The following is a 17,950-nucleotide window of genomic DNA, read 5'->3' on the forward strand; positions in this document are numbered from 1 at the left end:
GCATCATGGTTCGCGCATCCCAAGCCTCATATATCGTACTTCCTGACCATCCTTCGGCGCCCGCCACCGTGGTGGAATTTTTAATGACGCGTTTTTCACAAGTTTCCGCCCAAGAATGGCAATCACGGGTGCGTCAAGGGAAGGTGCATTGGCTAGATGGACAGCCTATCGAGCTCGATAGCGCCTATCGGCCCAAGCAACGTGTGTATTATTATCGCGAGGTGGCCCAAGAGCCCCGCATTCCCTTTAGTGAGTCGATACTGTATCAAGATGAGCGTATTATCATCGCCCATAAACCGCACTTTTTAGCGCTGCATCCCAGTGGGCAGTTTATTAATGAATGTTTAGTCAATCGGCTGCGAATCGCTACCCAAGTGCCACAGTTAGTCCCAGCGCACAGGCTCGATAGGGCTACGGCGGGCATAGTGCTGTTGATTAAACAGCCTGAATATCGCGACGCCTACCATGGCCTATTTCGTGATGGCGCGATCACTAAAACCTACCAAGCCTTAGCATCCTTAACCCCAGCATTGGCGCGCCAATATAGCGATGGTCAGTTAGCGAGCCCCTTGCGCTGGACGGTAAAAAATCGTCTGGTGAAAAGTGAGCCATCATTTATGATGCAAGTGACTGATGGAGAGGCCAATAGCCATTCGGAGGTGGCCTTGGTTGAGGTGCAAAAGGGGATGGGGCGATTTGAACTGTCGCCCATTACGGGCAAAACCCATCAGCTTAGAGTGCATATGCACAGCTTAGGCATGCCCATTTGTAATGACAGATGTTATCCCACTTTATTGCCAAAGGCGGCGGATAACTTTGCTCAGCCGTTAAAGCTGCTGGCTCAGCGGCTGCAGTTTAGCGATCCTATTAGTGGTCGGCATATCGATATTCAATTGGCCGATTTACCCTTTAGTTAAGCCATTATCAAAGGATGATAACAAGGTCACAGGGCTGTTAGCTGTGGCGCGGCAATCCGTTTATCTTGTCTGCCTTGGTGGTTTAAATTCGGTTTCGCTCATGTCGGCATGCAGCACGCTAATACGCTCTGGTGCGCCATTATCAGCAAATGTCACTAAGCCAATGCCGCTTTTATTCACCAGCCGTTGGCTGTTAACGCCGTTAGGGCGCCTACCGCGAATCGACATGCGTTTGCGTTTTGTCAGCCAGTTTAAAGGTGAAAAGTGGCCATACAACCACCCATTGAATTTATCAAACAGGGGCAATAGCTTCTCTGGAAACTGATTTTTAATGCCGCTGCAGGTGATTTGATAGATATTAGGGCTCATAGAACGAAAGCGAATGCCAATATCGTAGGCAAAAGAGTAGTGCACATCGCCCGATAGGATCACAAACTGCTCGGGGGTTTTGCGGTGCAAAAAGATGCTCAGCAAGGTGTTGGCAGTGCCTGGGTGGGCCATCCAGTTTTCGGCATCGACCAGCAGCGACGCGCCTATCCAGGTGGCGGTGCGTTGTACGGCTTCAATTAATTTAACCCCGAAGATAGGTGCGGCCGATACAATAATCACCTTGTCTTGCCCCACCAGTTGCTGCTGCATCTCCATCAGGGCTTCCCAGTCCATTAAGCCTGAAGGCTTGGCTAGGTTTGACTCGCTGCGCCAGCGTTGGGTGCGGGTATCGAGTACCATGAGTTTAGGGCTGGTATTGAGGTGGTAATGCCACTGGTCAAAGTGCAGTAGTGTATCGATGAGCTCATCGTGTTGACTCTCTGTGGGTGAGGCTAAAAATGCACTCAGTTGAGGCACTATGTCGGCTTTAAATTTATCCGGTTGATTGCCTATCCCTTGAAACAGGGTGTAGCCAATTAAGCCGTTGCCTATGATCCGCTTAGAGAAAGGGTGGCCATAGGCCGCTTGCTCCCACTTTGCGGTGAGATTCCAATCGTCGGTGATGTCATGGTCATCGAAGATCATATAAGTGGGCAGGTGTGCCAGCAGGCGCCTGACCTGAGTTAAGCCCGCTTTAAACTCGAGTAGATGAAGCCATTCACGTTGCCATCTAGCGCTATTGGCTGGCGACAAGCCGTTAACTTGCTTAGGAATATCCATTAAGGCCCATAATTCGGGTGACCAAGACAGCAGATAGATAGCGATCACCTCGGCCAAGCTGGTGAGGTGATTTTCGGCGATCGACGAGGTAAAAATGGGGTGATTAATATACCAACGGCTGATGGCGGTTGCCGCAGGATATTCGGTGCGTGGCAATATGTTTTTGTGGCGTTGATACATAGACGCTGGCTGGTAGCTTATGTGCTTGCTGTCGGTCAGCAAAGCTTGCTGGAACTGCTCATCGCGCAGCCCCAGCAGTTCGATGGTCTTGCCGATGGCATATAACATGGGGCCTGCGACATCATCGAGGTAGACTTGATCGCCACTGAGCATTAACAGTGCGGGTCGCGAGGTCGCACTGTTGTCTGTGGCCATCAGGGTATCGGCGGCCACTAAGCTGTCACCGCTATAGTGATGTGGGTTGCGACAAGAGCCGTGTAATAGCTTATCTATAACAGGTTTTACCACAAATTGCGGTGCCTGTTGCTGCGGATAATGTAGCTGCTTAACGCCACTAAATAGGTCGCCATCGGTGGGAGTGGAAACACCATATTCAATCAGCTGTTCGCTGGGATTGAGCTCAGGTTTGCAGAGATGGATAATATATTGATAGGCGTGTTCGCCCAACTTAAATTGAGTGACCTCATCGGTTGCAAGCGGATATTCCACCTCTGCCAATGTCAGCGTCAGTGCGGATAAGGGCTTGCTGGCGACAAACAGTAAACAGATATTATCGCTATCGCAGTGGCGCAGCATCGGACCGGCCAAGAGTAAGGGGAGCGTGACTGCCATGTTAAGCTTGCCTCAATCGATTGTGACCTTTAGATGTGCGCATTTCACCTCTTAATCGGCTGGTGTTATTAGGTTTATGTTCTCATCAGGCGGCATTATTTTACCAGTGTGCAGTGCATCGGTGTGGCGTTATAGCCCCATGTGATACTTGCTTGACCGTGATGTTCCCATAATTGCTCATTCCTACCTTGGTAGCGAGCCCCGCTGCCGCTAGGCTGAATGGTCATCAAGGAGGAGCTATCGCCCAATTCGGCAATTAGACTTGGTGGTTGGGTGTCAAAATAGGTAACCACCACCTCTTTGGCAGGGGTATCATCACAGCGATAAAACACCGGCCCTGTAGACTCAACTAAGCGATATCTTGCTTGTAGTTCTACCATGCGAGTCTGGTAGTTGTCGATAACACATTGTTTTTTATCTGTACTCTTCCAGCAATCATCACGACCTTTGATAAAACCGCGTTGCTCGGCCTTGAGTATCGGAGGGTGTTGATCGTGTGCTTTAACTAATGCCTGAGCGTAAATGCTGGCTAATTGTCTATCCAACGCTGCGAGTGTTTCATCTTGGCAGATCAGGCTTTCGATGCTGTTTAATGTCGGGGTGGTGCAATCATAGCTGGGTGTGGTATTGCCGCTTAGGCTGGGCTCGCTTGGTTCAACTGGAGCGGTGGCACAACCGCCAAGTGCGACTAATAATAGGGCGTAGCTCAGCGGCTTAGTATTGAACACTTGTGTTAGTGGCATTAGTGGCTCCTCATTTCAGGGCGGGTCTAATATCAGATTGAGGCTTGAGAATATCGCGTCAGTGGCGACCCAGCAAATGTTTAACATTAACCTTGTTTTATGAGCATGTTAGCTTAGTGTGTTTTATCTTTTTGTTAAATTGGGCATCATACTATCAGTGCTGATAGCTAGGCTGTGGAGGCCAAAGTGAAGATCCGTATCTTGTTAAATGGAAAGAAAGTCCAGTTAGCGCCATTGCGAGTGGCGATCGACACATTACGCGAGCAGCATGATATTGAGGTGCGCGTGACATATGAGGCCGGCGATATGGCGCGCTTAGTCGATGAGGCCATTGGCGATAATTGCCAACGACTGGTCGCCGCCGGTGGCGATGGCACAATCAATGAGGTGGCCGATGCGCTGCTAACTCACCCTAAAGCTTCACGTCCAGCACTGGCGATTTTGCCCCTAGGCACAGCCAATGACTTTGCCGCCGCGTGTACCATTCCTGATGAGCCAGAGGCTGCGCTGGAGCTGGCACTCAGTGGCGATGCTTTTTGGATCGATGCGATTAAAGCTAACGACACCCATTTGATCAATATCGCCAGTGGTGGTTTTGGTGCGCAAGTGACCTCGACGACGCCGGCGGCGTTAAAAAACTTTCTTGGTGGCGGAGCCTATACCTTATCTGGGCTGATCCAAGCGTTGAGCTTTAAACCCTATGAGGGCGAATTTATTATTGATGGTCAGAGCGCTTCACAGCAGTTGTTATTGGGCGCCGTGTGTAATGGCCGTCAGGCGGGCGGTGGGCAAGTGTTAGCGCCCAATGCCTATATTAACGATGGATTACTCGATTTAGTCGCCTTGCATGATTTCCCTCTAGAGGCTTTATCACAGGTGATTGATGAATTTCGCCAGCCCAAAGACGATAATCAATATGCGATATATGCTCAAAACACGGCGGCACGTTGGCGCGCAAAGTCACCAATGCCAATTAACCTCGATGGTGAGCCTATCACCACTAGCGATATCACCTTCGAAGTGGTACCTAATGCCATCAAGATGGTGCTCAGTGCCGACTGCCCTATGCTTAAACCCGGTAGTGAGCCCGCTTAAGTGAACTTTAGGGGGTGAATGCCAAGCTCCACTTGATGTGGCTCGATTATGTGAGGTGTTTTTTTGCCTTGAAGGTGGCAGTTAAGCTCACACCTTTGAGGATTAACTGTGCGATAAGTGGCTTAAACGCGTTAAAATAGCCCTTATAGATTGACGCAATGTCGCCGCGCGGCGGCCACCTCAGCTAAGGAACTCAAGTGCCCTCTCTAGCCAGCTCACGATACCGAGCCGCCGATCAACTGGCGTTGCTGCGGATGATGGGTCTCGTACTCAAACTGTGTTTAACCTTTGCTTTGGCCGATACCTTTGGATTATCGCTGCACAGCCCGGCGCTTAATTTGGCGTTGATCATCGAGGGGCTCTACCTCGGTTTTACTTTCTACCTAAGAAAACAGTTATTTAATAGTGATGCGGGGCTGTTCATTGCCTTGCTTATCGACACCTTGCTGTGGATCACTTGGCTCTATTTTTCTGGTGGCGCGACCAATGCGTTTATCTCACTCTTGCTGTTGCCCATCGCGATAGCCGCGGTCTTGTTGCCCAAATGGGCACCTTGGGCGCTGGCCTTGTTATCGACCTTAGCGTACAGCGCCATGTTATTCACTCTGCCTCAAGGAGAGATGCAGCACCACGGCATGGACATGAGTTCACACTACTTAGGCATGTGGTTTAATTTTGTTATCTCTTCGCTGGTACTCACCACCAGTGTGGCATTTTTGGCTCAACGTTTGCGGCGTCAAGACGCCGAGCTGGCCTATATGCGAGAAGCACAGCTGCGCCAAGAGCGATTACTGGCGCTAGGCACAGCCTCGGCGCAAATGGCGCATCAACTCGCCACACCTCTAGCGAGTCTGCGACTGTTGGTCGACGAATTACATGACGAATCCACAGGTAGCCAGATGACGCTCGATGAGATGCAAACGGCCCTTAATGTGTGTGATGTCACCCTAGCCGAGTTGCGCTTGGCGACCGATTCGATACGTGAAGGTGAATTTAACTATATTTCAATCAATAAGTTAATAGAAACCTTGCAACAGCAAGTCCGCTTGCTGCTACCCAGCATAGAGCTGGTCATCTCGACGATAGATTGCGGCGATGAGCAACTGCGCGCCGATGCCAGTTTGCTGCCGGCGCTGCTGGCATTAATAGAAAATGGTGCGCGAGCGAGCGAAGAAGTGGGCGGTCCAGCGCGCGTAGAGCTGTCATTGCAATGTCAGTTTGATGAATTAGTGGTGGCGGTGCGTGACTTTGGCCCCGGGATCCCCAGCCCGTTGCTGACCCAATTGGGGCATAAGATCATCGATAAACCCAAAGGCATGGGGGTGGCTTTACTGCTCAGCCATGCCAGTTTTGAGCGTCTCGGTGGCCGCTTAATCTTTGGCAGTCATCTCGATGGTGGGGCGATTGCACAGGTATATCTTCCGCTACCGGAGGCGCAATGAAACGTTTATTAATTATCGAAGATGATCGCAGTTTGGCGGCTATTTTAGCGCGGCGCATGAGTAAGCATGAGTTTGAATGCCGCCAGTCTCATGATGCGACAGAAGCCCTGTTGTGTGCCCGCGAGTTTAAACCTAGCCATATCTTGCTCGATATGAAATTGGCCGAAGGCAATGGCTTGGCTTTAATCTCGCCATTAAGGCGATCTTTGCCCGATGTGGTGATGGTATTGTTAACGGGGTACGCCAGTATCGCTACCGCGGTGGAAGCCATTCGCTTAGGCGCCGATAACTATTTGGCCAAGCCAACGGATACCCAAACCTTATTGAATGTGCTCAATAATAGCGCGTCAGCGCTCACCGAGGAGGGCGTCGATGAGGCACCTTTTAGCACGAAACGGCTGGAGTGGGAACATATTCAGCAGGTGCTCACGGCCAACAAGGGCAATGTGTCGGCCACGGCGCGGCAGCTGGGCATGCATAGGCGCACCTTACAACGTAAATTACTTAAAAAGCCCGTGAGCAGTTGAGTCTATATCGGCCTGACTACTTCTTAGTGCCGCATTATTAACCCATTGTAAAAATGGAAAAGTTTGGCTTTCGCTGCGCTTGGCGTCAAAGGCTGTGATTACGTGGCGATGTAAGCTAAAAAATCCCCGGCATCTTACGATGTCGGGGAAGGGAAGTGCAGTGGAATGATCCCTAAAATGATAATAACGATGTTAAAAAGTGCAGCTTTGAACAATCACTTATCGCTCGCATTGCCTCTTAAAAGCGATATTCACCTATCAGCCAGGCGTTGATACCTGTGCCGGGCATACGTTCACCCAGTGCCAACTGACTGTTAGCTACTCGGTTATAGCCACCAAGGTGCTCTTGGTACTCGGTGTCAAACAAGTTGTTTACGCCCGCTTTAACCAGCCAGAGGTCGGCATCATAAGCCAGCGATAAGTTGACTAAACCATAACCTGAGGTTTGCAGCTCCTGCTGGGTGCTAGACACCTTATGTTGCGCGCTTACTCCTAGCGCCTCAACGCGAGCCAACCATGCTCCTCGTTGGTAGTTTAGGCCAACCGTGATGTTTGGCGGGGCGATGCGATACAGATTATCGTCGATATCGCGGCGCTCTCCTCTAACATAGCTGGCTAACATATCGAGCTGAAGCTGGTCATTGAGCCGGTAGCGGGCGCTAATGTCCATACCGTAGAGCTGGGCATCGACGTTGGCAAATTGCAATGGGTGGCTGTCGCCCATCATCTGCGCGGCCATGATCACCGCTTTATCGGTGGCATTAACCCCTTGAATATAATCATCGATACGTTGCCAAAACAGCCTTGGACTCAGTTGCAGACGGTTGTCTTGATAGTCGGCGCCAAGCTCCAATTGATAGGCGGTTTCTAAGGATAAATCCATCTGGCCGACATAGGTGCGCCCATCGGCGAGTCCACCCGTTGATTGCATCGGCACCCATAAATAACGCTGCTGATAGCTGGCACTGTCTTGCTTGCGCGCCGCCGCAACAATCCAGCTCAGCGACTCATCCACTTGATAGCGGCCATTAACGACGAGGTCGACACCCGTTTGCGATTGAGAGCGATCGGCTGCATTGTATCTGTCCATCAATACCTTGATGGCAGGCATACTCGCCGCCATTGAGTGATTCACCGCATCGGCATCGGTTTGGTAGTGCTTGACTCGCCCCCCCAGTTGCCAGTTCCATTGATCGATATCTTGTTGCCACTGGGCAAAGGCGCTGATGGTGTTATCGGTAACGCCATTGAAGTTATCGACCTTGAACATCGGTTTGGTGGGATCGGTTATCACCGAGTCATGCTGGCTCCATTGCGTATCGAGGCCGAATAGCCAAGCAGCTTTGGCTATCGATACTGAACCGTCGATACTTTTGCTGTCGGCATTGTTATAGCGGGCACTGGCGGTGTCATTTTTCACCCGCTCGCTAAAGTTGTCCATGCCATGACGCGCATCGCTGTAAGCGAGATGCCAGTTGATGTCCCAATTATTGAGCAGGTGTTGCCCCTCAAGTTTGACCCTGTCGGTGCGGATAAAATCGATATCCATAGGTAAGGCTGGGGTCCCGGCATTGGTGGTTTCTAGATGTTGATAGTCGATGGCTATCGACTCATCGTCAAAGCCCTTATCGCTAAGGTTAAAGCGATATTGGCCGCCTACAATCGCCTTATCGTAGGTGGTTGGGGCGATGTCGATACCGGCGCCAGTTTGTTGGTTGGCATTGGCTTGCAGAGCATCGCCATACAGTAGCAGTGCCTGTTGCTCTGTGCCGAAGTTGGTTTTCGCTCCAAGGTGCGCTTGCTCTCCATTATGTTGATATCGGGCGGCCACTTTACCGCTAAATTCATCGAAGCGTGCCTGTGATTCAACCACTTTAACGCTGCCCCCAAGGGTGTTGGTGCCAGCCGACACCGGGGCTATACCACGACTCATCTCCAGACGTTCACTATTGACTAGGCTCGCATAGCTCAAAGGGGTATCCATGGCATTAGGGCCGGCTCCTGCTAATGTGACGCCGTTAACCTGGGTATTGACCCTGTCGCCAAATAGGCCGCGATATTGGGCTATTCCTGTCAATGGCCCGTTGCCATTGACGGCTGCGCCAGGCAACTGGCTCAACAAGCTACTAATGTCGGCGACGGGTACGTTAGCCTCACGGGAAATGGTGCTGTCATCTGTTAGGTGACTGCCACTGACTTCAATAATTTCAAACGCCGCTTGGTTGGCCACCACCGGCGTGGCTAACAGACTGCTAATGGCGAGTGCTAAATAAGAGTGTCGTAAGGTGATCATATGCTGTTGATATTCACTGGTAATTTATTTTTGTGGCGTTATTGTCTCAGCGAGTCTTAAGACTGACAAAGGTAAATCGCCAGAGTGCGACAAGGTGTCGCAGTTAGCGCTCAGTACCAGAGGAAGACGTCACCTCAAGCATAAGCTTTTAGGGGGAAAATTATGTGCAGCATAAAACTTGTGTAAATTGTGTTTAAGCTGCGAGTTGCTTGAGACTTGCCATAGAAGTATGTGCAGGTCATGAGCTAAGCGATTCAAACGTATGTTTGTTTTATTAAGCGCATGCCGTTGCGGTTATTTAGCAGAAAGTGATATTAAATTTAACTTTTTCGCGACAGATTTATGGCTGTGGTTTATCAGTTTTATGTCAGGTTGATGGGTTTATGCTATTTAAAATCAATGTCTTGCTGTTTATGGTGAATGGTGGGTTATTATTTTCGGTCTATTGATATGACCAATAAACAGGCTTGACAGTCAAACGGATCACGCCTTTAATCGGTTTTGTGTGTTTAATAAATAAAACACCTCGTTGGTTTTATTGTGCTGCCAAATGCTTAATTAGCGTTAGGCATCTTTCTAATTGAGTTATGACAATATTTGGTATGCATCATGGAAAATGAACGTAATAACAGATTTTACCCGCTAGAAGCGCAAACTGAGGACGTGATTGCGCAGCACTGTTTACCTGCGATGCCAGAAGGGCATGAGGGCGACAACGAAGAGGAGGTGTGTTTCGTATTGGGTTACAATTAGTGAGTACTCGGCGTTGAGCTGTAGGTAAAATAAAAACAGCGGCAATACCTAGGTATGCCGCTGTGATTAATATTGCTCATTATCTGTTTGCGAGTCGCTGTGCTGTAAATGTCTATTCAGCAATTATGCATTCGCCAACCAATAATCAGCTAAATATTAGTCAACGGCAACCATGACGTTGCTCGCCTTGATCACCGCATAAGCTTCGCCGCCAACGGTTAGGCCCAATTGCTCGCAAGATCGTTTAGTAACCACTGATGTGATTTCAACACCTGGAGCTAATTCGATAACCACTTCGTTGTTAACTGAGCCTTCATCTATCGATTTAATTTTGCCGGTAAGTGTGTTGCGTGCACTGATCTTCATTAATTATTATTCCTGTAAGTCATACTAAAGAGTTAGATTCTAACGTGTTTAGCGATTGTTGTTAACCGTAAAACAGACTAGCACTTAGGTAAAATTTACCCTTTAACAGGCTTAGCCTTTAGTCGGCTGCGCACCAAATAGATGATCTGCGGCATCAAAGAGGCGGCAATCATCCCCAGCATCAATAGATATTGGTATGGGCTAAAGCGCTCGCCCAGCAAGAACATGCCCGCCACTATCCCCGCAATCGGATTGGCAATGCCACCAAAGGTAAAATCGACCACGCTCATGCGTTGCAGCAGCCATACATACATGCTGTAACCCAGTACAGTATTGAGTAACACTATCCAAAGGAGTCCCAGCACATTATTGCTGGTCAGCTGGCTCAGCGCGAAGGCATAGCTGTGAGGCGCCATAAAGGCATGGACTGCTGTTATCAAAGAGAGAATTACGCCGCCCAATAGCAGTTGCCAAGTTAAAATGGTCCACCAATGAATGCGCCCACCCAGAGCCTTAGTGATAGTGCTTCCCACAATAATACAACCAATGGCCGCGAGCATAGCCACAAGGCCGATAGGGTTTAAGCTAATGGCATTAGGGTCAAACAGCAACCAAGCCAAGCCTATTAAGATAGAGCCAAACAAGGCCTGTATTTTACTGGGGCGTTGTTTATTGACTACCCAGTGAAACAACATGGCAAATACCGGAACGCTGACCATGCCGACCCCTGAAATGGCCGAGGGCAATGTCAGTGCCATCACAAAAATTAAGCTGAAAAACAGCGCAATATTGATCACGCCCAGCTTGAGCAAAATAGACCAATCTTGCCTTTGCGGTAGGCTAGGTTTTATCGCCAGTAAGATAAGCCCCGCTGGCAATGCACGTATCGCGCCCAATAATAGTGGCGGCCAATCGGGCAGGCTAAATTGGGTCACCGCATAAGTCGTGCCCCAGAAAAACGCTGGGATCATCGCAAGCAGCACATTCATTTTTATCTCCAGTTCAAGTATCTTAATGTAAAGATATATTAGTGTGCGGCTTAATGTCGCAATTGTAAAGTATCTCTATGTAAAATATCTTTGCGTTAAAATATTTTTGCCGTTATCTTGGCATAATCGATATAGTCGCAGCTGTGGTAGTCTTAACTGCCGCCGTGCGATCCCTGATATACAGCAATACCTTGGGAGCCATAGATGAATCATTCTGTTACCGACGGCGTCGACAAAGTCGTAGCGCAATGGGCCAGTGAAAAGCCACAGTTAGAGACCATGCCAATGGCTATTATAGGGCGGATGATGCGCTTATATAAACACCTAGAGTCAGAGATAACCGCCTGTCACAAAGGCTTTGGCTTAACCCAGGGCGAGTTTGATGTGCTGGCTACCTTGCGCCGCAGTGGCGCGCCTTTTAGCTTAACGCCATCGGCATTACTCGATTCAATGATGCTCACTTCTGGCGCCATGACTAATCGACTCGATAAGCTTGAGCAAAAAGGGCTGATCAGCCGAGTTCACAGCCAGCAAGATCGTCGCAGTGTGACTGTGGCACTCACCGATGTGGGTTTGAGTCTTATCGATATCGCCATAGAGGCTCATGTGGCAGTACAGCAGCAATCGATGCAAGGCCTATCTTCCCAAGAGCGCGCTGCACTCAATGATATATTTAAACAATGGCTGACTCAGTTTGAACCTTAATGGCTAATGCGAGATCATCCAAAACCTATTGGTCGTTTGGGTCAAGGCTTTTGCCTTGACTGGCTGTCCTTAAAACCTGTACGGCGTGAGTTACGCTAAGCCCTTTTATTTTAAATAGACTTCGTACATTATTCTGCCACTTGCCAGCTATACTTTAGATCACATAAATAGGGGCGATAACATAGCGTGTAACTGTTTAAATCTGCCCTAAAGACTCGCGATTTAAGGGATTATTATGCAGATGACACTAGAGTTTTTTGGTGCAACCCAAGAGGTGACAGGCTCTTGTCACCTACTGACGATTGATGGACGCCAAGTGTTACTCGATTGCGGCATGATCCAAGGGGGTAAGCAAGACGCATTGCGTAACCACGACCCCTTTGCTTTCGATGCCAGCCAAGTCCATGCCGTGGTACTAAGCCATGCCCATATAGACCATTCAGGTCGACTACCTTTATTAGTTAAGTCCGGCTTTAAAGGTCCTATCTTTACTCACAAGGCCACGGTTGAGCTGTGTGACATCATGCTCAGAGATGCGGCCATGCTGCAATTTCGCGATGCCGAGCGCATTAATAAACGCCGTGCTAAAAACCAGCTCGATCCCATTGAGCCCTTATTTACTGAGGAAGATGTGGCGCTGGTGATGCAGCAATTTGTGGCACTCGATTATGGCGAGTCGTGTGAGGTGGCACCCCATGTTCGCCTCTGTTTGTCTGATGCGGGCCATATTTTAGGCTCGGCCATTGTCGAGTTGTGGTTAGGGCAAACCGCGGAGCAAAAAAAGCTAGTGTTCAGTGGCGATTTAGGGCGTGCCGGCATGCCGATTTTGCATGATCCCACTTTTATCGACAGCGCCGATTTAGTCTTAATGGAAAGCACCTATGGCGATCGCCTGCATCGCAGTTGGCCTGATACCCTAGCCGAACTTAAGGCGATATTTGCGAGTACGATAAAACGCAGTCGCGGCAATATTTTACTGCCAGCCTTTTCGGTGGGGCGCGCACAAGAGCTGTTATACCTGTTTCATCTGTACGCCAAAGAGTGGGATCTATCACGGTGGCGCATCTGCTTAGACAGCCCGATGGCGATAAGAGCCACTCGAGTCTATGTCGAAAACTACAACTTAATGGATGAAGACTTTAAACGTTTCACCCGCCTCTCACCGGGGCAGCATCCACTGCTGTCAAATGTCGACTTTATCGATAGCACAGAAGAGTCGATGGAGCTTAACCAGATCCATGAAGGCTTAATTATTATTGCCGGCAGTGGCATGTGTAATGGTGGGCGCATTCGCTGTCATTTGGCTCATAATTTAGCTAATAGCCTGTGTGATGTGATTATCTGCGGTTATCAAGCCATGGGCACGCCCGGACGTTTGTTGGTCGATGGTGCCGACAGCCTGACCATACATGGTAATCCGGTGCCCGTTAAAGCCAAACTACATACCATAGGCGGCTTATCGGCCCATGCGGATCAAGCCGAACTGCTTAACTGGTATCGCCACATTACGGGCACACCATCAGTGGTGCTGGTGCACGGTGAATCAGAGGCACAAAAGGTGTTGCTCAGTACCTTGCAACAACTGGGTGAGTCGGCGCCTATCGAGTCGGCCATTGCCGAGTATGCTAATTGCCTCGATCTGAACGCCTTACCCAAGTTAGTCTGGGTGAATTCACGCTAGTCCGCTGGCGTGATAGAGATGCGTTGACATACTTTGCTAAATTGTTGGTTATTTGTATGCTTTTGGGTTTGCTGGTAGCATATTGACTTCGCGTGTTTTTTGTTGACTAAAATGGAGTTTGTGATGCAATTATCACTTGTCAAAGGACTGGCCATCGCGGCGTCGTTATTGTCTTGTACTGTGTTAGCCCAGCGCCCCGAATTTTCAACCACAGCGGCAAAATCAGATTATGATTTTGCTAAAAACCCGTCGGCCAAGGTCAGCTTTATCCTTAAACGCACCAGTCGTCATGATTTTTCTAAGACCACTGCGGCACACGCCGACTATGACTTTGCCGATAACAAGCGTTGTACCGATTGTGAAGGGTCGAGCATTTCGACTCCCCATGATTTGTCTAAGACTGAAGCGGCAAAATAAGTCTAATTTACCCTGTGGTTGGGTGATTACCTCATCTAAAGAGGGGCACCCAACGAGTGTTGGTGATTGAATGCTATTACTTGCTCGTTAGCGACTTATTTAGCTTGGGGCCGGTTTTTTCCGATACGATATGCGTCAATCACACCTATAAACCAGCTTATGACAAAGGCGAGGGTCGCTAAGGTAATAGCCATATCGTCACCATGGGCACCGGCTTGATTTATCTCTTGAAAAATCACCCCAAAATCCAGCGGTAGTTCTCCCGATAAAATGCGATCACTAATGGCTTGTGCCCGCTCAACGGCACGGTAAAGCAGATACACCAGTCCAGATAAGCTCACAACGGACAGCAGTGTGCCTGTGTTATAACGCTTTAAATAAAAATGACCACTGCCAGGGCAGATAAAGGCAGATAACAGGGCGGCGATGATCGCGGGGTTCATGGGTATTCCTAAGTGGTTTATTCTAAGTCGATGCGACGAATACAGGCTCTGAGGTGCGCCGCTAAGGCATCCTGCTCGGGGTTGTCTCCCTCATTTTGGCTGGCGAGTTGGCTCTCTACCCCCGACAACTCCTGCACTAGCCAGCCTCGTATCATAGTATAGTAACGCGAGTCGGTGCCATAACGGACGACGATGTCGAGTGACTCTGGTGAGGGGGTGCGTATTGCGTGTTTAAGTGACTGCACCATGGCGCCGATATGTTGTTGTTCTTGCAAATCTTGTTGTGAATGTATCCCACTATCTTCACATCCCCAAGCGGTATTGATGCTTAATGCTAAGATCATCATCAAGGCAGATTTCATCTGTACTCCTTAGTGGATTCACTCTTACTGAACCAGTAATCGATGTGGGGTAATAGACAAAATGTATCGTAAAGTGGTGAGCTAAGATAGTGGTAATAATGACTGGGGGTTTATCGCAGCAGAATAACAACACAAACCCAGCTCATTTGAGCCGGGTGCGCCGGGAAGCGTTGTTAGGATTAATTTTGTGGTAGTGACCTCCCGTTATTTTCTGGGTAGGCGATGCCAAATAACAAGGTGTAGGTCACTGGTAATACGATTAGCGTTAACACAGACGCAAACCCAAGGCCAAAGATGATAGTGATCGCCATTGAGCTAAAGAAGGCATCCGATATCAGTGGCATCATTCCGAGCATAGTGGTGATAGCCGCCATCAATACCGGTCTTACACGACTGACGGCCGAATCGATAACCGCCTGATACGCCTCTTTACCTGAGCTGAGTTCTAGGTTGATTTGATCGACCAACACAATGCCATTTTTGATCACCATCCCCGTTAAACTAAGTAAGCCAAGCAGGGCCATAAAGCTAAATGGTGCATTAAATAATAGCAGACCCGATACCACACCAATCAAGGATAGCGGCACGGTAAACCAAATGACTAAGGGCTGTCTCACCGAGTTAAACAGCAAGACAGTGATAAGGAACATGCCAAGGTAGCCCAGTGGAATGGAGCTAAAGACCGATACCTGTGCCTCGGTAGCGGTTTCATATTCGCCGCCCCATTCGAGGGTGTAGCCTGCTGGTAGGGGTAAGGCTTCGATTTGCGGGCGGATTTTTCTAAATACCGAATCGGCGGTCTCATCGATACCGTTGACAGGCTCTGCGAACACGGCAAGCACACGCTTACGATCGCGGCGCATGATTAACGGGTTCTCCCACTCGGTGCTAAAATCTGAGACGACTTGGCTGATAGGCACAAACACATTGTTGCCTGAACTCCACACTTGTAGCTCAGAGATGCTATTAGCGTTAAAGCGTTCGCTTGCTGGTGCTCTAGCAACAATGGGTAATAGGTGGCTGTTGTCGCGATATAGGCCTATCTGCTTGCCACTGAAGTTGGTCAGCAGGGCATTGTCGAGATCTTGTTTACTGACCCCAGTTTCTCTTGCTTGTGCCAGCGCCAATTGTGGACGAACCAAGATAACCTGATCACGCCAATTATGCCTCACGCTGGTGGCTGTCGGCTCCGCGTTAAAAATATCCACCGCTTGTTGGGCGAGATTTCTCAGCACTTGAGGATCTTCACCATAGAAACGCGCCTCTATCTTAGCCGCCGGAGTTGGGCCATTTTCTAAGTATTTAATGCGATATTCGGCCTCGGGGTAATCAACACTTAACTCACGCTCAAGTTTTCGCATGTACTGGTTAAGACTGTCGAGATCGCTCATCTCTATTATCAGCTGCCCATAGGCTTTATAGCCTTTTTCTGGTACATATGGCAGCACGAAACGTTGCGCCCCTTGGCCCAGAACCGTGGTGATGTTAACCAGTCCGCTATCCTGTTTAGCTTGCCCAGAGAGCAACTTTTGCTCAATACGGCTAAGTTGTGCCTCCGTGGCCTTGATATCGGTGCCTTCGGGCATCCACACATCCACAAAAAACATCGGTGTATTAGACGAGGGGAAGAACACATTTTTCACATGCCCCATACCGATCACCGAGCCCAGAAGAGCTAGGGTGACCATAATCAAGGTGACGGCGCGAAAGCGCATCGCGAGGCTGAGCAGTAAACGATACAGGTTAAATAGCCAGCCCTTATAAGGATCGTTATCGATATTATCGCTAGGAACGCCATCTTTAAACATCATATTGCAATAGAAAGGGGTCAGCGTCATCGCCGTGATCCAGCTGATCAATAACGAGATCAACAGCACTAAAAACAGGGTGATACAAAACTCGCCGGTGGCGTTATCCGACAGGCCAATGGGGGCAAAGGCCATGATAGCAATCACGGTAGCACCGAGCAGTGGCCACTGGGTTTGCTTGATCACTTGCTTAGCGGTTTCGAGACGCGTTTGGCCGCGTTTGAGGCCAATCAAAATGCCTTCGGTGACTACTATGGCGTTATCCACCAACATACCCAAGGCGATGATGAGTGCACCCAGTGAGATGATCTGCAGCTCGATATTGAGTACATTCATCATAATAAAGGTGCCGAGAATCGTCAGCAGTAACACCAGCCCCATCAATAGGCCTGAACGAACGCCCATAAAAATCAGTAGTACACCAATCACAATCGCAACAGACTCGGCCAAGTTGATTAAAAAACCATTAATGGTCTCATCAACCATCTGGCTTTGGTCATAAACCGTAGTCAGGGTCATGCCTAGAGGCAGCTCACTGTCTAGGGCTGCAACCTTATCATTGACCGCTTGGCCGACATCCACCACATTGACGCCACTCGAGAAGGCTATTCCGATAGATAACGCCTTATTTCCCGCGCCGTGGTAGATACTGCTAGGTGTTTCTTCGACATCTTTATAGATGTTGGCAATATCGGCTAAATGAATAAGCTTGGTATCGCCAGGAGGGCTTACCACTAGGCGTGATAGCTGGGTAACACTATCGAACTCCCCAGTGGGATGAATTCGGATACGATTATCACCCACCATGACGCTCCCCGCATTTGAGACCACGTTTTGGCTATTAATCAGCCCATATATATAATCTTGGTTTAACCCTAGGGCATTGAGCTTCTGGGTTGATATTTCAACCACCACTTGTTCATTCACCACGCCAGCAATATTGACGCGCTTAATGCCTTCAATCAGCACCAGTTCGCGACGCAGAAAGTCGCCATAGTTTTGCAGTTCACGGTCGTTATAACCTACGCCGCTCAAATTGAGCAGAATGCCGTACACATCACCAAAATCATCGATAACCGCTGGTTCCATGACGCCTTGAGGCAAGATGCCTTTGGTATCGTTAATCTTGCGGCGCACCTCATCCCAGACTTGGGGCAGTTCGCTTGCGCCATAGCTTTCTTTAATTTCTATCTCAATTTGAGACAGTCCTGCACTGTTAATCGAAGTGATATGCTTAATGCCATCGAGTTGCTGTAATGCATCTTCCAGTGGTAGGGTCACCTCCTCTTCAACCTGTTCGGGCGAGGCGCCCGGATAGGCGGTGACCACGAGTGCTTGTTTAATGGTAAATTCAGGAAACTCCAGCTGACCTAAGCTGAAAAAAGAGATACAGCCACCAATTAATAGCAGCAGGGCAAACATCCAGCTGACGACCTTGTGGGAAATCGAGTACTCGGCAAAATTCATC

The 17,950-nt window shown here is 49.2% G+C and carries 16 protein-coding genes; 8 read left to right on the top strand and 8 right to left on the bottom strand.

Annotated elements, in window-relative coordinates; translation table 11 throughout:
* The first annotated feature begins 5 nt into the window (after window positions 1-5).
* Complete coding sequence (locus DN599_RS07890; RefSeq protein WP_110457080.1) at window positions 6-917, top strand: pseudouridine synthase; 912 nt, start codon at window positions 6-8, stop codon at window positions 915-917.
* A 60-nt stretch (window positions 918-977) separates the two neighbouring features.
* Here the strand turns inward: DN599_RS07890 and DN599_RS07895 are convergent, their stop codons facing one another.
* Window positions 978-2,858: an alkaline phosphatase D family protein gene (locus DN599_RS07895; protein ID WP_162599177.1), complete on the bottom strand. Its 1,881-nt coding sequence runs from the start codon at window positions 2,856-2,858 to the stop codon at window positions 978-980.
* A gap of 95 nt (window positions 2,859-2,953) precedes the next feature.
* Window positions 2,954-3,601 (bottom strand): MliC family protein, encoded by a 648-nt coding sequence (locus tag DN599_RS07900; RefSeq protein ID WP_110457081.1) that lies wholly within the window; start codon window positions 3,599-3,601, stop codon window positions 2,954-2,956.
* Between the two features lie 186 nt (window positions 3,602-3,787).
* On the opposite strand from DN599_RS07900, the gene yegS reads away from it, so the two are divergent.
* The 3 genes from yegS to DN599_RS07915 all read left to right on the top strand — a co-directional run bounded on the left by yegS (window position 3,788) and on the right by DN599_RS07915 (window position 6,665).
* Window positions 3,788-4,696, top strand: coding sequence for a lipid kinase YegS (yegS, locus tag DN599_RS07905; RefSeq protein WP_110457510.1), 909 nt, complete (start codon window positions 3,788-3,790; stop codon window positions 4,694-4,696).
* A 197-nt stretch (window positions 4,697-4,893) separates the two neighbouring features.
* Window positions 4,894-6,138 (top strand): sensor histidine kinase, encoded by a 1,245-nt coding sequence (locus tag DN599_RS07910; RefSeq protein WP_420820856.1) that lies wholly within the window; start codon window positions 4,894-4,896, stop codon window positions 6,136-6,138.
* On the top strand, window positions 6,135-6,665 hold the full coding sequence (locus DN599_RS07915) for a response regulator transcription factor (RefSeq protein ID WP_110457082.1): 531 nt from the start codon (window positions 6,135-6,137) through the stop codon (window positions 6,663-6,665). Before DN599_RS07910 ends, DN599_RS07915 begins: the two co-directional genes overlap by 4 nt.
* Before the next feature lie 238 nt (window positions 6,666-6,903).
* Here DN599_RS07915 and DN599_RS07920 read toward each other — a convergent pair whose 3' ends face one another.
* Entirely contained in the window at window positions 6,904-8,958 is a 2,055-nt protein-coding gene (locus DN599_RS07920) for a TonB-dependent receptor (protein WP_239473263.1), read from the bottom strand.
* A gap of 609 nt (window positions 8,959-9,567) precedes the next feature.
* On the opposite strand from DN599_RS07920, the gene DN599_RS18630 reads away from it, so the two are divergent.
* Window positions 9,568-9,711 (top strand): hypothetical protein, encoded by a 144-nt coding sequence (locus DN599_RS18630; RefSeq protein WP_162599178.1) that lies wholly within the window; start codon window positions 9,568-9,570, stop codon window positions 9,709-9,711.
* Window positions 9,712-9,867: 156 nt separating this feature from the next.
* On the opposite strand, the gene DN599_RS07925 is transcribed toward DN599_RS18630, so the two are convergent.
* On the bottom strand, window positions 9,868-10,077 hold the full coding sequence (locus tag DN599_RS07925; RefSeq protein ID WP_110457083.1) for a TOBE domain-containing protein: 210 nt from the start codon (window positions 10,075-10,077) through the stop codon (window positions 9,868-9,870).
* 95 nt (window positions 10,078-10,172) lie between these two features.
* Window positions 10,173-11,066: a DMT family transporter gene (locus tag DN599_RS07930; RefSeq protein WP_110457084.1), complete on the bottom strand. Its 894-nt coding sequence runs from the start codon at window positions 11,064-11,066 to the stop codon at window positions 10,173-10,175.
* Between the two features lie 204 nt (window positions 11,067-11,270).
* Between DN599_RS07930 and DN599_RS07935 the strand changes: the two genes are divergently transcribed.
* The 3 genes from DN599_RS07935 to DN599_RS07945 all read left to right on the top strand — a co-directional run bounded on the left by DN599_RS07935 (window position 11,271) and on the right by DN599_RS07945 (window position 13,869).
* Window positions 11,271-11,771 (top strand): MarR family winged helix-turn-helix transcriptional regulator, encoded by a 501-nt coding sequence (locus DN599_RS07935; RefSeq protein ID WP_110457085.1) that lies wholly within the window; start codon window positions 11,271-11,273, stop codon window positions 11,769-11,771.
* 235 nt (window positions 11,772-12,006) lie between these two features.
* Complete coding sequence (locus DN599_RS07940) at window positions 12,007-13,452, top strand: MBL fold metallo-hydrolase RNA specificity domain-containing protein (protein ID WP_110457086.1); 1,446 nt, start codon at window positions 12,007-12,009, stop codon at window positions 13,450-13,452.
* Between the two features lie 123 nt (window positions 13,453-13,575).
* Window positions 13,576-13,869 (top strand): hypothetical protein, encoded by a 294-nt coding sequence (locus DN599_RS07945; RefSeq protein ID WP_239473264.1) that lies wholly within the window; start codon window positions 13,576-13,578, stop codon window positions 13,867-13,869.
* Between the two features lie 95 nt (window positions 13,870-13,964).
* Here DN599_RS07945 and DN599_RS07950 read toward each other — a convergent pair whose 3' ends face one another.
* The 3 genes from DN599_RS07950 to DN599_RS07960 form a co-directional block, all read right to left on the bottom strand.
* The gene (locus DN599_RS07950; RefSeq protein WP_110457088.1) at window positions 13,965-14,312 is read right to left on the bottom strand and encodes a hypothetical protein; all 348 of its coding nucleotides are present in this window, start codon (window positions 14,310-14,312) and stop codon (window positions 13,965-13,967) included.
* Window positions 14,313-14,329: 17 nt separating this feature from the next.
* Complete coding sequence (locus DN599_RS07955; protein WP_110457089.1) at window positions 14,330-14,674, bottom strand: hypothetical protein; 345 nt, start codon at window positions 14,672-14,674, stop codon at window positions 14,330-14,332.
* A 179-nt stretch (window positions 14,675-14,853) separates the two neighbouring features.
* Window positions 14,854-17,949, bottom strand: a complete 3,096-nt coding sequence (locus DN599_RS07960; RefSeq protein WP_110457090.1) for an efflux RND transporter permease subunit — start codon at window positions 17,947-17,949, stop codon at window positions 14,854-14,856.
* Between the last annotated feature and the right edge of the window lies 1 nt (window position 17,950).

The organism is Shewanella algidipiscicola, from assembly GCF_900380485.1.
In the GTDB taxonomy this organism is placed as follows: Bacteria; Pseudomonadota; Gammaproteobacteria; order Enterobacterales; family Shewanellaceae; genus Shewanella; species Shewanella algidipiscicola.

What these genes read in the sequence shown, in the direction of transcription:
- DN599_RS07960 (WP_110457090.1), bottom strand. Translation starts at nt 17,949, where the DNA reads ATGAATTTTGCCGAGTACTCGATTTCCCACAAGGTCGTCAGCTGGATG.
- DN599_RS07955 (WP_110457089.1), bottom strand. Translation starts at nt 14,674, where the DNA reads ATGAAATCTGCCTTGATGATGATCTTAGCATTAAGCATCAATACCGCT.
- DN599_RS07945 (WP_239473264.1), top strand. Translation starts at nt 13,576, where the DNA reads ATGCAATTATCACTTGTCAAAGGACTGGCCATCGCGGCGTCGTTATTG.
- DN599_RS07940 (WP_110457086.1), top strand. Translation starts at nt 12,007, where the DNA reads ATGCAGATGACACTAGAGTTTTTTGGTGCAACCCAAGAGGTGACAGGC.
- DN599_RS07900 (WP_110457081.1), bottom strand. Translation starts at nt 3,601, where the DNA reads ATGCCACTAACACAAGTGTTCAATACTAAGCCGCTGAGCTACGCCCTA.
- DN599_RS07915 (WP_110457082.1), top strand. Translation starts at nt 6,135, where the DNA reads ATGAAACGTTTATTAATTATCGAAGATGATCGCAGTTTGGCGGCTATT.
- DN599_RS07920 (WP_239473263.1), bottom strand. Translation starts at nt 8,958, where the DNA reads ATGATCACCTTACGACACTCTTATTTAGCACTCGCCATTAGCAGTCTG.
- DN599_RS18630 (WP_162599178.1), top strand. Translation starts at nt 9,568, where the DNA reads ATGGAAAATGAACGTAATAACAGATTTTACCCGCTAGAAGCGCAAACT.
- DN599_RS07895 (WP_162599177.1), bottom strand. Translation starts at nt 2,858, where the DNA reads ATGGCAGTCACGCTCCCCTTACTCTTGGCCGGTCCGATGCTGCGCCAC.
- DN599_RS07925 (WP_110457083.1), bottom strand. Translation starts at nt 10,077, where the DNA reads ATGAAGATCAGTGCACGCAACACACTTACCGGCAAAATTAAATCGATA.
- DN599_RS07930 (WP_110457084.1), bottom strand. Translation starts at nt 11,066, where the DNA reads ATGAATGTGCTGCTTGCGATGATCCCAGCGTTTTTCTGGGGCACGACT.
- DN599_RS07950 (WP_110457088.1), bottom strand. Translation starts at nt 14,312, where the DNA reads ATGAACCCCGCGATCATCGCCGCCCTGTTATCTGCCTTTATCTGCCCT.
- DN599_RS07890 (WP_110457080.1), top strand. Translation starts at nt 6, where the DNA reads ATGGTTCGCGCATCCCAAGCCTCATATATCGTACTTCCTGACCATCCT.
- DN599_RS07935 (WP_110457085.1), top strand. Translation starts at nt 11,271, where the DNA reads ATGAATCATTCTGTTACCGACGGCGTCGACAAAGTCGTAGCGCAATGG.